This is a genomic window from Geobacillus sp., from assembly GCF_017515625.1.
Taxonomy (GTDB): Bacteria; Bacillota; Bacilli; order Bacillales; family Anoxybacillaceae; genus Geobacillus; species Geobacillus stearothermophilus.
This window is the reverse complement of record NZ_JAFWFM010000208.1, coordinates 1-11,798: the sequence shown is the minus strand read 5'-3', so window position 1 is coordinate 11,798 and position 11,798 is coordinate 1. Positions and strand designations below refer to the sequence as shown.

The 11,798-nt window shown below is 49.5% G+C and carries 12 protein-coding genes and 3 pseudogenes; 13 read left to right on the top strand and 2 right to left on the bottom strand.

All coding sequences use genetic code 11. From position 1 onward, the window contains the following. The first annotated feature begins 138 nt into the window (after positions 1-138). On the top strand, positions 139-387 hold the full coding sequence (locus tag IKE44_RS12130) for a hypothetical protein (protein WP_049625105.1): 249 nt from the start codon (positions 139-141) through the stop codon (positions 385-387). A gap of 29 nt (positions 388-416) precedes the next feature. Here the strand turns inward: IKE44_RS12130 and IKE44_RS12125 are convergent, their stop codons facing one another. Then, positions 417-1,022 carry a DedA family protein gene (locus IKE44_RS12125; RefSeq protein ID WP_033013898.1) on the bottom strand — a complete coding sequence of 202 codons (606 nt, stop codon included), beginning with the start codon at positions 1,020-1,022 and terminating at the stop codon, positions 417-419. Between the two features lie 160 nt (positions 1,023-1,182). Here IKE44_RS12125 and IKE44_RS12120 point away from each other — a divergent pair, with 160 nt between their 5' ends. From IKE44_RS12120 to IKE44_RS12090, 8 genes and pseudogenes are all read left to right on the top strand, one after another. Then, positions 1,183-2,604, top strand: coding sequence for a SpoVR family protein (locus IKE44_RS12120; RefSeq protein WP_287466025.1), 1,422 nt, complete (start codon positions 1,183-1,185; stop codon positions 2,602-2,604). 285 nt (positions 2,605-2,889) lie between these two features. Continuing rightward, complete coding sequence (locus tag IKE44_RS12115; RefSeq protein ID WP_049625100.1) at positions 2,890-4,236, top strand: cytochrome ubiquinol oxidase subunit I; 1,347 nt, start codon at positions 2,890-2,892, stop codon at positions 4,234-4,236. After that, positions 4,233-5,261, top strand: a complete 1,029-nt coding sequence (locus tag IKE44_RS12110; protein WP_049625099.1) for a cytochrome d ubiquinol oxidase subunit II — start codon at positions 4,233-4,235, stop codon at positions 5,259-5,261. The genes IKE44_RS12115 and IKE44_RS12110 overlap by 4 nt, the downstream gene beginning before the upstream one ends. After that, complete coding sequence (gene cydS, locus IKE44_RS13895) at positions 5,261-5,362, top strand: cytochrome bd oxidase small subunit CydS family protein (RefSeq protein WP_375153661.1); 102 nt, start codon at positions 5,261-5,263, stop codon at positions 5,360-5,362. The genes IKE44_RS12110 and cydS overlap by 1 nt, the downstream gene beginning before the upstream one ends. An 88-nt stretch (positions 5,363-5,450) precedes the next feature. Next, entirely contained in the window at positions 5,451-5,741 is a 291-nt protein-coding gene (locus IKE44_RS12105; protein WP_033013879.1) for a hypothetical protein, read from the top strand. Between the two features lie 12 nt (positions 5,742-5,753). After that, a pseudogene (locus IKE44_RS12100) lies at positions 5,754-5,993 on the top strand (DMT family transporter); the annotation flags it as partial. 332 nt (positions 5,994-6,325) lie between these two features. After that, on the top strand, positions 6,326-6,598 hold the full coding sequence (locus IKE44_RS12095) for a YkvA family protein (RefSeq protein ID WP_049625097.1): 273 nt from the start codon (positions 6,326-6,328) through the stop codon (positions 6,596-6,598). 14 nt (positions 6,599-6,612) lie between these two features. Beyond that, on the top strand, positions 6,613-7,305 hold the full coding sequence (locus tag IKE44_RS12090) for a TerC family protein (protein WP_033013876.1): 693 nt from the start codon (positions 6,613-6,615) through the stop codon (positions 7,303-7,305). A 39-nt stretch (positions 7,306-7,344) separates the two neighbouring features. Here IKE44_RS12090 and IKE44_RS12085 read toward each other — a convergent pair whose 3' ends face one another. Next, positions 7,345-7,794, bottom strand: coding sequence for a hypothetical protein (locus tag IKE44_RS12085; protein ID WP_014194961.1), 450 nt, complete (start codon positions 7,792-7,794; stop codon positions 7,345-7,347). Positions 7,795-8,063: 269 nt separating this feature from the next. Here IKE44_RS12085 and IKE44_RS12080 point away from each other — a divergent pair, with 269 nt between their 5' ends. From IKE44_RS12080 to IKE44_RS12065, 4 genes and pseudogenes are all read left to right on the top strand, one after another. Then, complete coding sequence (locus IKE44_RS12080; protein ID WP_033013875.1) at positions 8,064-10,139, top strand: carbon starvation CstA family protein; 2,076 nt, start codon at positions 8,064-8,066, stop codon at positions 10,137-10,139. After that, positions 10,132-10,335: a YbdD/YjiX family protein gene (locus IKE44_RS12075; protein ID WP_015374005.1), complete on the top strand. Its 204-nt coding sequence runs from the start codon at positions 10,132-10,134 to the stop codon at positions 10,333-10,335. The genes IKE44_RS12080 and IKE44_RS12075 overlap by 8 nt, the downstream gene beginning before the upstream one ends. Before the next feature lie 116 nt (positions 10,336-10,451). Then, positions 10,452-10,882, top strand: a pseudogene (locus tag IKE44_RS12070) (2-dehydropantoate 2-reductase N-terminal domain-containing protein); the annotation flags it as partial. 143 nt (positions 10,883-11,025) lie between these two features. Continuing rightward, positions 11,026-11,703: pseudogene (locus IKE44_RS12065) on the top strand (IS982 family transposase); the annotation flags it as partial. Positions 11,704-11,798: the final 95 nt, after the last annotated feature.

Sequence of the window (11,798 nt, the reverse complement as noted above, 5' to 3'; positions counted from 1 at the left end):
TGACGGCGGGGCGTTTTGTTGCCCTGTAAATGTTGCGACAGAAGGCAAAATATAAATTGTAACCGAAATGAAAACGAAAAAGGAAAAATAAATGTTGCGATTTTGTGACAAGGATAGTATCCTCAAAATAATGGGATGATGAGAATGAACAAACGGCACGAATGGCAAGAAATTATCAACATGTGCAAATGGATGGCGTCAGTGGGATTGATTGTCGGAGTTGTACTGTTATTGCTTATTTTTATCGCAAACGCTTACAACAAAGACTATTTCTTGACGATCATCAGTCTCGGCATTATCGGGGCCTCGATGTTTATGTTCGTATTCGGCCTGTTTATGGGTCTGCTGACGGAAACGTACCATCGCGGCCCGCGCGAGAACGTATAGCGCGCATAGAGAATGAAAAACACCGGAGATTACCTCGGTGTTTTTCGCTTTTGCTGGATGTACCAATAGAAGATGGCGAAACCAAGAGCGACCAAAAAGACTGGAAATAAGAATGGACGGTAGGCATGGATGTACTGCTTGACGGCCATCCAGCGGCTTTCAAAATAGGAGCCGATCGTCAAAAAGACAGCGACCCACACCATCGCCCCGCTGTAGGCGAACAAAGCAAACTTTCTCCAACGGTAGGCGTTCATGCCGGCCCAAAAGGCGGCGAGATGCCGAACGCCGGGGATGAAATAGCAAATGAACAATACCGCTGGGCCGAGCTTCGAAAAAAGCGCTTTTGTTTGCTCGAGCCGTTTTTCTGTAAGATGGAGCTTGGGACCGAATTTATGCAAAAACGGTAGCCCGAGCGTAATCCCTAGCATATAGCTGAGCGAGATGCCAATGATGGCTCCAAGCCAGCAGGAAAGAAAAGCGAGCGGATACGAAAACGCCCCCGTTGAAACGCGGTAACCGGCATATGTCAACAGCAGCTCGTCGGGGATCGGCAGCCCAACAATGCCGAGCATCAGCGCAACCATAATGCCGATGTAGCCGAAGTGTTCGATAAGATAATGCAAATAGTGCTGCAAATGACCACCACGCTTTGCCGCGATTTCTTGTATATGACCATTATAAACCAACGGTCCACAAATGAAAATGGGGCGCTGCGCGTTCATGCCAAACGATGGAACGTATCAAAACACCGTTTCCCTCATACATTGTGATAAGAGGAAAAAGGGGGGGAGATGGATGCGGCAGGACGAGCTGAAAGAGTTGGAACGGGCGATTGCGGAAATTACGGAAATTGCGGAAGGATTTGGCCTTGATTTTTATCCAATGCGTTATGAAATTTGCCCGGCGGACATTCTTTATACGTTTGGTGCCTATGGGATGCCGACGCGATTTTCCCACTGGAGCTTTGGGAAACAGTTTTACAAAATGAAGCTTCATTATGATTTAGGGTTAAGCAAAATTTACGAGCTCATCATCAATTCGGACCCTTGCTACGCGTTTTTGCTCGATACGAATACGCTCATCCAAAATAAGCTGATCGTCGCCCATGTGTTGGCCCACAGCGACTTTTTCAAAAACAACGTCCGCTTCAGCAACACGAAGCGCGATATGGTGGAAAGCATGGCGGCGACAGCGGAGCGGATCAAGCATTATGAACATCAATACGGAAAATTGGAAGTGGAAAAATTTTTGGATGCCGTCTTGGCCATTCAGGAGCATATCGATCCCTCGCTCCTGCGGCCGAAGCTGTCATGGACGTGGGAAGATACGGAAGTGTACGAAGAGGAGGAGCCTCCGAAAACATCGACGCCGTACGACGATTTATGGTCGCTTGACGAGCGAGACAAACTGAAAACGCCGCCGCGAAAAAAACGGCGCAAGTTTCCGCCGCAACCGGAAAAAGATGTGCTATTGTTCATTGAAGAATACAGCCGCGAACTGGAGGATTGGCAACGCGACATTTTAACGATGATGCGCGAGGAAATGCTTTATTTTTGGCCGCAGCTGGAGACGAAAATCATGAACGAAGGATGGGCGACGTATTGGCATCAGCGCATTTTGCGCGAGATGGATTTGACGAGCGATGAGGCGATTGAATTTGCGAAACTGAACGCCAACGTCGTGCAACCGTCGCGCACTGGCATCAATCCGTATTATTTAGGACTGAAAATTTTTGAAGACATTGAAGAGCGGTGGAACAACCCGACTGAGGAGATGAAAAAATACGGCGTCAAGCCGGGGTCGGGGAGGGCGAAAATTTTTGAAGTGCGCGAACTCGAATCCGACATTTCGTTTTTGCGCAACTATTTAACGAAAGAGCTCGTTATGCGCGAAGATATGTATTTGTTCCAAAAACAGGGGAAAGAATATAAAATCGTCGACAAAAACTGGGATCATATCCGCGACCAACTCGTCAGCATGCGGGTAAACAGCGGATTCCCGTATATCACGGTCAATGACGGCGATTATATGCGCAACGGAGAGTTGTATTTGAAGCATTGGTATGAAGGAATCGAACTCGATCTGAAGTATTTAGAAAAAGTGCTCCCATACATTTATCAGTTGTGGGGCCGTCCGGTCCATATGGAGACGGTCGTCGAGGAAAAGCCGATGTTGTTTACGTATGACGGGAAAACGGTGCATCGGAAATATTTATAACATGAGGGCAGGGATCTCCTGCTTTTTTTGTTTGTCACGATGAATATGTGAAAAATGACACAAATTATTCGAAATCATGCCGGATAGCGTCCCCGATTTTATGAAATAATATGGAGTGGATAATTTGTGATGATTGTCACAAATTCTTCACCACTGTTTGTTCGCTCGGGGGGGTAGATATGTGGAAGCGGCATGAAAAAACGCTTGTGTTCGTTAGCTTTGCTGTTGCGACTATTGTCTTGCTTTCCTTGATTGGTCGCTTGTTTTCATAAGGGGGGATGAATCGTGAACGGTTACGATCCGGTGCTGCTTAGCCGTATTTTGACGGGATTGACGCTGACGGTCCACATCATTTATGCCACGATCGGCGTCGGGGTTCCACTGATGATCGCCATTGCCCAGTGGGTTGGGATTCGCAAAAATGATATGCATTACATCTTACTCGCTCGCCGCTGGACGCGCGGTTTTGTCATCACCGTAGCGGTCGGCGTGGTGACAGGAACAGCGATCGGCTTGCAGCTGTCGCTTTTATGGCCGAACTTTATGCAGCTGGCTGGCCAAGTGATCAGCTTGCCGCTGTTCATGGAGACGTTCGCCTTCTTTTTTGAAGCCATTTTCCTCGGCATTTATTTGTATACATGGGATCGGTTCGAAAATCAGAAAAAACATTTGCTTTTGCTTATCCCGGTGGCAATCGGGTCTTCAGCATCAGCCATGTTTATTACGATGGTGAACGCGTTTATGAATACGCCGCAAGGGTTTGAATTTAAAAACGGCGAGCTTGTCAACATCGATCCAATCGCGGCTATGTTCAACCCAGCGATGCCGACGAAAGTCGCCCATGTGCTGGCGACTTCGTATATGACGTCAGCATTCGTGCTTGCTTCGATCGCCGCTTGGCATTTATGGAAAGGCAATCGTCACATTTATCATCGCAAGGCACTTCATTTAATGATGAAAACAGCTTTTATTTTTTCGGTAGCCAGTGTATTGATTGGCGACTTATCGGGCAAATTTTTAGCCGAATACCAGCCAGAAAAGCTGGCGGCCGCTGAATGGCATTTTGAAACGAGCTCCCACGCGCCGCTCGTGTTGTTTGGCATGCTGACAGAGGATGGCGAGGTGAAGTATGCCATTAAAATCCCATATGCGTTAAGCATTTTGGCGCACAACCACCCGGGGGCGGTTGTGACCGGGCTGAACGAATTTCCGGAAGATGAACGCCCACCACTGTACATTCATTACTTATTCGATGTGATGGTCACGATCGGGGTGTTTTTAATGGTTGTCGCAGCCGCGTATTGGCTCGGATCGATTTTCCGCTGGAAGTGGACGGCGAAAAAGTGGTTTTTTGGACTGCTGGTGGCGGGAGGGCCGCTGGCGATGGTTGCGATTGAGGCGGGATGGTACTTAGCGGAAGTCGGGCGGCAGCCGTGGATTTTGCGTGGCTATATGAAAACGGCGGAAGGAGCGACATCGTCGGCGCATGTGGATACGATGCTTGTGTTGTTTTGCCTTTTGTATATGGTGTTAGTAATTGCGAGCGCAATAGTGCTCATCCGTATGTTCCGCCGCAACCCGGTTGAACGGGAGCTGGCAGAGCGGGCCAATAATGGGGAGGTGGCGCCATGACGCTCGAAGTCATTGGCATTTCGGTGTTATGGCTGTTTTTGTTCGGGTACATTATCGTTGGCTCGATTGATTTCGGGGCTGGGTTTTTCAGCGCCTATAGCCATTGGGCAAACAAACAGCATATTTTGCACCGCATCATTCAGCGCTATCTTTCCCCTGTATGGGAAGTGACGAACGTCTTTCTTGTCTTTTTCTTTGTCGGCATTGTCGGCTTTTTTCCGAAAACGGCGTATTATTACGGTTCTATTTTGCTTGTCCCGGCGAGCATCTCCATCATTTTGTTAGCTATTCGCGGCTCGTACTATGCGTTTCATACGTATGGGGGGACGGAACGGAACTGGTATTTAATCGCTTATGGATTGACGGGGTTGTTTATTCCGGCCTCCCTGTCCATCGTGTTGACGATTTCTGAAGGCGGGTTTGTGGAGGTAGGCGCCTCAGGCGTTACGCTGGATTATGGGAAGCTGTTTGCAAGCCCGTTGTCATGGAGCATTGTGCTGCTCAGTGTGACGAGCGTTCTTTACATTTCTGCCGTTTTCTTAACGTACTATGCGGACGAGGCCAAGGATGAACGGGCGCGGGCGCTGTTGCGCCGCTACGCTCTTCTTTGGAGCGGGCCGACGATGTTGTCAGCGCTGCTCATTATTTACCAGCTCCGCTACCATAATCCCGAGCATTACGCCAACCTATGGAATGTGGCGTGGATGCTGGTCATTTCCTTTTTGTGTTTTGTCATTACCGTTTGGCTGCTTTGGCGGCAGCGGCGGTTCGGCTGGGCGTTTATTGCGCTGTTGTTTCAATACGCGTTCGCCTTTTACGCCTATGGCATTTCACATTATCCGTATTTGTTATACCCGTATTTGACGATTTATGACGGGTTTACGAATGAGACGATGGCTATGGCGTTGATCGTCGCGTTTATTGCCGGCCTCCTGTTATTAATTCCGTCACTTTATTTGCTTATGCGCCTCTTTGTGTTTAACAAGGAGTACGTTAAAGGAAAATGGGAAGGGGGAAAAGGATAATGCAAACATTTTTGATCATGTATGCGCCGATGATCATCGTCGCCCTGTCGATCATCGCCGCGTTTTGGGCTGGTTTGAAAGATGTGCACGTAGATAAGTAAACACAATTTCAGCGTCTTGGTAATGCATAGTTTGCCGCCAATCGCCCACACTAGCGGATGACAACGAATAGAGAAAGGATGGGCGAGCATGAAAGAAATATTGGAGCGTGTGAAAGAGCAGCTGGAACAATCGTTTGACGAACCGCGCTCGACGAGTCTTGATGGGGCGATTCATGAGCTTGAACGGTTAAAAGCGAGCGCCAGGGATAAACGGCAAATGATCGAAGATGTCATCCGTGCGGTGACTCACGCGCGCAATGCGCGAATGGAGCTGGCCGAGGCGGGAGATGAATCGGCGACAAACGCTTTCGCTGAGGCCTACCGGGCGCTCGATCAAGCGATTGAATCGTACAGTGGCGTCGATAACGACCCGGTGTAAGACGGATGGGGGCCCCCTTGGCCTTCTGTTGTGACGATTGCGGGGATGGCGGCGAGCTTTTACTTTTTATCACTGGCGATAAAAACGTTGCCGATCGGCACCGCCTATGCGGTGTGGACGGGAATCGGAGCGCTCGGGGCGGCCTTGGTCGGCATGTTGTTTTTAAACGAGCCGGTCAACGCGCTGCGGGTGGCGTTTTTGCTTTGCATTCTTGTCGGAGTCATTGGTTTGAAGTTTACGGCGGGGCAATAAATTGGATTCATTTCTTGCCAAGAAAAAGAGTTGACAACAGGTATAAATATTGAATATCATGAAAATATAAAAACGAATATAGTTTCTTTTGTTAAAGGGGAGTAGCTTTAACAGCAAAGTCGTCAGTTCAGGGCGCATGCCCTCGGCTTTGTTGGCAACGGCGACGTTGTTAGCGAGACCTTTACCGATGTTGGTAAAGGTCTCTTTTACTTATGAAGGCCTTTACCAAGGATGGTAAAGGCCTTCTTTCATGTCATGGAACAAAAGGGGGAAGATAATCGTAAAAGAAGATAGGTTCAGCTTCAAAAAGAACAAAAAGCGGAGGGGATGACATGCGCAAATGGTGGAAACGACTTCGCTTCATCGTCCATGTCCGGCGTTTTCTACCGTTTTTGTTCGAATTTTTCGTTTCTCATGAAGTGCCAATGCGAAAAAAATTGTTTTCTGTCGGTTTGCTGCTTTTGTATATAGCGTTGCCGCTTGACCTCATTCCAGATTGGATTGCGTTGTTTGGTTTGATCGATGATTTGACCGTCTTCCTGTTTATTTTGCAACAAGTCATCAAGATGGCGCCGATTTCGCTAAAGGAAAAATATAACTTTTGAAGGGGGATTGTTCCATGGATGTATTGTCAGCGGAGTTTTGGACGGCGTTGCTGTCGATCATTATTATCGATCTTTTGCTGGCAGGGGATAACGCCATTGTGATTGGATTGGCGGCCCGCAACTTGCCAAAGCATCAGCAAAAAAAGGCCATCATTTGGGGAACGGCCGGCGCCGTTGTTGTTCGGGCGTTAGCAACGATTTTCGTTGTATGGCTTCTTAAAATTCCAGGCCTCTTGCTTGTTGGCGGTCTCTTACTTGTCTGGATCGCTTACAAGCTGCTCGTTGAGGAAAAGGGGCACGATGATATCGAGGCTGGGGGAAGTTTATGGGAAGCGATGCGCACGATTATTATTGCCGATGCGTTGATGGGACTTGACAACGTGTTGGCGGTCGCCGGTGCCGCGCATGGAAATTTTCTCCTTGTTATCCTTGGGCTGCTCATTTCTGTTCCAATCATGGTGTGGGGCAGCACGTTTATTTTAAAATGGATCGAGCGCTTCCCAATCATTATTACGATCGGCGCCGGTGTCCTCGCCTGGACGGCGGCGAAAATGATCGTCGATGAGCCGTTTTTAAAGGCGTATTTTGCCAATCCTGCCGTGAAGTATGGATTTGAGTTGCTTGTTGTTGCCGCTGTCATTGTGGCGGGAACGATAAAAAAACGAAAAAGCGCCAAAGAGACGAAACCGAAAGCCGCCAATGAATAATTGGCGGCTTTTGTGGCTGGGCAATCACCAAGCGGATGGCTATTTCCATTTCAGCAGCAGAAATTGCAGCAGCCATCCAATGGAGAGCCCGGGGATGACAGATAAGATCGGCAGCCAAATCGGTCCAAAAAACACGCCGCCGATCGTCACGTGCGACGAGTACATCAAGCCGACCGTCACAAAGTAGGCGGAGACGACAAACGGCAAAAACGAGTACGGCGTTTGCCCGCCGCCAGCGTCTTTAAACGCATCCCACATGGCAAAAAAGTATAAACATGGATAAAACATCAGCCATCCGATATCGACAATGCGGGCGGCCTCATCCGTACGTCCCAAAAAGCTGAGGCGGATGGCTTCATTGAAATGGGATTGGGTGTTAATCACAAATTCCAACGCAATAAACAAAATTCCTTTTATATACTTTTTGTTCAACAGTTGCCCGAATCCAGGCAAAGCAATGCTCCATAACAATGCTTCGATCGCTTTCACCTTTTCGAACCCTTTACTGAGATAGTATTAGTTGATCGTTGCTTTGTCCGTTGCACCGTCAGATGGACCTGGAGACAATCGATGGGTGTAATTACATTTTTTACTAAAAAGACTTGTTTTATACTTTTTTGCAATAGGAAGGAAGGAAAACTTTCCTATAGAACCAAACGATATGTTAGCTGAAGATAAAAAATACTTTAAATTTTTCTGAATAATGAATATAATAGTTGTGTAAAGGATTTTGACAAATAAATAAAGGGGGAAGCCGTGTGAAGGGGATAAAATCGATTTTGTTATGGGGCCTGATTTCCGTCCTTGGGGCCGCAGCGTTTGCCATTTTGGCTTTAAGCCGCGGCGAATCGGTCAACGCCATATGGCTGATCGTCGCCGCCGTCTGCACGTATGCGGTCGCTTATCGGTTTTACAGCCGGTTTATCGCCCGCAAAGTGTTTGGTCTTGATGATAACCGGAAAACGCCAGCGGAAGTGTTCAATGACGGGAAGGACTATGTTCCGACGAACAAATGGGTGCTATTTGGCCATCACTTTGCCGCTATTGCGGGTGCGGGACCGCTTGTCGGACCGATTTTGGCCGCGCAGATGGGCTATCTGCCTGGGACGCTTTGGATTGTGATCGGCGTTGTGCTCGGCGGAGCGGTGCAAGACTTTGTCATTTTGTTCGCTTCGATGCGCCGCAACGGGAAGTCGCTCGGCGAAATGATTAAGGAAGAAATGGGTCCGGTGACGGGCTTGATCGCAGCGCTTGGCATTTTGGGCATTATGATTATTTTATTGGCCGTATTGGCGCTCGTTGTTGTGAAATCGCTTATCGGAAGCCCGTGGGGGATGTTTACGATCGCCGCGACGATTCCGATTGCGATTTTGATGGGCATTTACATGCGCTTCATCCGTCCAGGTCGTGTTGCCGAGGCGTCGCTTGGGGGATTTGTGTTGTTGATTTTGTCGATTGTGGCCGGTCAGTACGTCGCAGAGCATCCGACGCTTTCGGCGATGCTTACGCTCAAAGGGGAAACGATCGCGATCTTAATGATCATTTACGGATTTGTCGCTTCGGCGCTGCCGGTATGGCTGCTGCTTGCGCCGCGTGACTATTTGAGCACATTCTTGAAAATCGGCACCATCGTCGGATTGGCGCTTGGCATTTTCGTTGTGATGCCGGATTTGCAAATGCCGGCAGTGACGAAATTTATCGACGGTACAGGACCGGTCTTCGCCGGTAATTTGTTCCCGTTCTTGTTCATCACGATTGCCTGCGGCGCAGTGTCCGGGTTCCACGCGCTCGTTTCATCCGGCACGACGCCGAAGATGATTGAGCTTGAAAGCCATGCGCGGCCGATCGGCTACGGTGCGATGTTGATGGAGTCGTTCGTGGCGGTTATGGCGATGGTGGCGGCTTGCGTCCTGACGCCAGGGGCGTATTTTGCCATCAACAGCCCGGCGGCAGTGATCGGCACGGATGTCGTTCAGGCGGCCAAAGTCGTGTCATCGTGGGGATTTACGATCACCCCTGACATGCTGACGAAGCTGGCGAAGGACGTCGGCGAGCAAACGGTGTTGTCGCGCACGGGCGGGGCGCCGACGTTGGCGATTGGGATGGCGCACATTTTATCGAGCGCCATCGGCGGCAAGGCGCTCATGGCGTTCTGGTATCACTTTGCCATCCTGTTCGAAGCGCTGTTCATCTTGACGACGATTGACGCTGGCACGCGCGTCGGCCGCTTTATGATCCAAGATATTATGGGGACGTTCTACAAGCCGCTTGGCAAAACGGATTCGCTTGCCTCGAACTTGATCGCCACGACCCTTTGTGTGTTGGCGTGGGGTTACTTCCTGTACCAAGGCGTCGTCGATCCGCTTGGGGGCATCAACACCCTATGGCCGCTGTTTGGCATCGCTAACCAAATGTTGGCGGGCATCGCCTTGTTGTTTGCGACGACCATTCTATTTAAAATGGGCAAAAAGGCTTATGTTTGGGTGACGCTCGTGCCGACGATATGGCTTTTGGTCGTCACGCTGACGGCGGGGTATCAAAAGCTGTTCCATGAAAACGTTAAAATTGGTTTCTTGTCGCATGCGAAAATGTTCCAAGACAGCTTGAGCCAAGGCAAAATTTTGGCGCCGGCCACGAATGAGGCGCAAATGCGGCAAATTATTATGAACGACTACATTGATGCGACATTGTGTGCGATTTTCATGCTCGTTGTGATTGCGATGTTGATCTCGGCGTTGAACATCTGGATCAAAGTGCTGCAAAACAAACATGTGCCGCTCAAAGAAGCGCCGTACGTGCCGCGCGATGGAGAAGGAGCGAAGCATTATGCCTAAATGGCTGCAAACTGTGTTGGCCTATCGCCGGCAGTTTCTTGACTTGCTTGTCGGCGTGCCGAGTTATGAAAAATATGTCGAGCATATGAAAACCCATCATCCGGGTGAGCCGATCAAGTCGCGGAAAGAGTTTTTCTGCGAGGCGCAAGAGGCGCGCTACAATGCCAAGGGCGGCAAAGTGTCGCGTTGCTGCTAGCGGCTGGAAAGGAAGGAGGGGGGGCCCTTCTTCCTTTTTTCAACGTCTGCATCGAAACGCTGTCCATTCCAGCCTAGGCTTGGCTATGAACATGTGGGAAAAGGGGGATACATAACATGCGCGTTCTTGTCGTGGGAGCAGGGGCGGTTGGCGGCTATTTCGGCGGACGCCTGCTCGAAAAAGGCGTCGATGTGACATTTCTCGTCCGTGAGCGGAGAAAGCGGGAGCTTGAGGAACGCGGGCTTGTCATCCGCAGCGTCCACGGCGATGCAGTGCTCGCGCCGAAACTGATCGCGGCCGGTGAACGGACGGAGCCGTTCGATCTTGTTGTGTTTTCAAACAAGGCGTATCATTTGGCGGGCGCCCTCGCTGATGCTAAACCGTACGTCGGTGAGACAACGATGATTTTGCCACTCTTAAACGGCATGGTCCATATGGATGTGTTGCGGGAGTCATTTGGCGATGACAAGGTGTTGGGGGGCTTTGTTTCATCGAAACGACGTTAAACGAAAAAGGGGAAATCGTTCAAACGGCTGTTGTTTTACGGGCGGCAATTGAAAACAACAGCCTAAAAATATTCATCAATCACCCGTGGTGCTAGATAAAATCAGACAAGCATAAAAATAGCCCTTGCCTGGCGGATCTCCTGTAGAATGAAAGCGCGACCTACCATTCGAAAGGAGAATCCCCATGCAAGAGCACTTTCATTTTACTACAGATCGGGCCAAGATTCAAAAGCAATATGCAGCCATTTTCTTTTTTGTTTCTGCTCAACTTTCATGCATTCAGGTGCATCTTCATCGTCGAAATCGCCATTTGGTCAAGCAAGAGGACGCTGTCATCATCGCCATTCATCTTTTAGGAAAGCTGCTCGGTTTTACTTCTGAACGGGCGTGGCATCGCTTTGTTATCGGGAACTTGTTCCCAAAGGGGCAGTTTCTGGAACGTTCCCGGTATCATCGTCGTTGTCGATCTGCGATCAAATGGATTCGCCATGAATTGGCGAAACGCGGGCAGCACCATGCCTACGCTGTGGTGGATAGCTTGCCAATCGAGTTATGTCATGCCGTGAGAATGGATCGGGTCAAACGGTTTCAAGAGATCGCCAACATCGGGTATTGCGTTTCCAAAAAGCAATGGTACTACGGGTTGAAGCTGCACCTTCAAGTGACCGATCAAGGGCTGCCAATGGGGTATGTGGTGACGGAAGCATCTTGCCACGATCGAATCGCAGCCGAAAGCGTCATGACCCAAATTCCTCATCCCTATAACTTCGGGGACAAAGGGTTTATTAGCAGTGACTTGCAAAAAAGGCTGTACGAAGAATACCAAATGGCGCTTTGGACTCCGTCTCGATTCAGCCGTCGTCCCTCTTTGACAGACTGATGAACTTCGTGCACTCATTCCGGAAGAACAGATTGACCCGTCCCACCGGACCGTTGCGGTGCTTGGCCACAATCAGT

Bases quoted from the DNA above. Each gene is read 5' to 3' on its own strand.
- IKE44_RS12130 (WP_049625105.1), top strand. From the start codon at position 139: ATGAGAATGAACAAACGGCACGAATGGCAAGAAATTATCAACATGTGC.
- IKE44_RS12120 (WP_287466025.1), top strand. From the start codon at position 1,183: ATGCGGCAGGACGAGCTGAAAGAGTTGGAACGGGCGATTGCGGAAATT.
- IKE44_RS12110 (WP_049625099.1), top strand. From the start codon at position 4,233: ATGACGCTCGAAGTCATTGGCATTTCGGTGTTATGGCTGTTTTTGTTC.
- cydS (WP_375153661.1), top strand. From the start codon at position 5,261: ATGCAAACATTTTTGATCATGTATGCGCCGATGATCATCGTCGCCCTG.
- IKE44_RS12105 (WP_033013879.1), top strand. From the start codon at position 5,451: ATGAAAGAAATATTGGAGCGTGTGAAAGAGCAGCTGGAACAATCGTTT.
- IKE44_RS12095 (WP_049625097.1), top strand. From the start codon at position 6,326: ATGCGCAAATGGTGGAAACGACTTCGCTTCATCGTCCATGTCCGGCGT.
- IKE44_RS12090 (WP_033013876.1), top strand. From the start codon at position 6,613: ATGGATGTATTGTCAGCGGAGTTTTGGACGGCGTTGCTGTCGATCATT.
- IKE44_RS12075 (WP_015374005.1), top strand. From the start codon at position 10,132: ATGCCTAAATGGCTGCAAACTGTGTTGGCCTATCGCCGGCAGTTTCTT.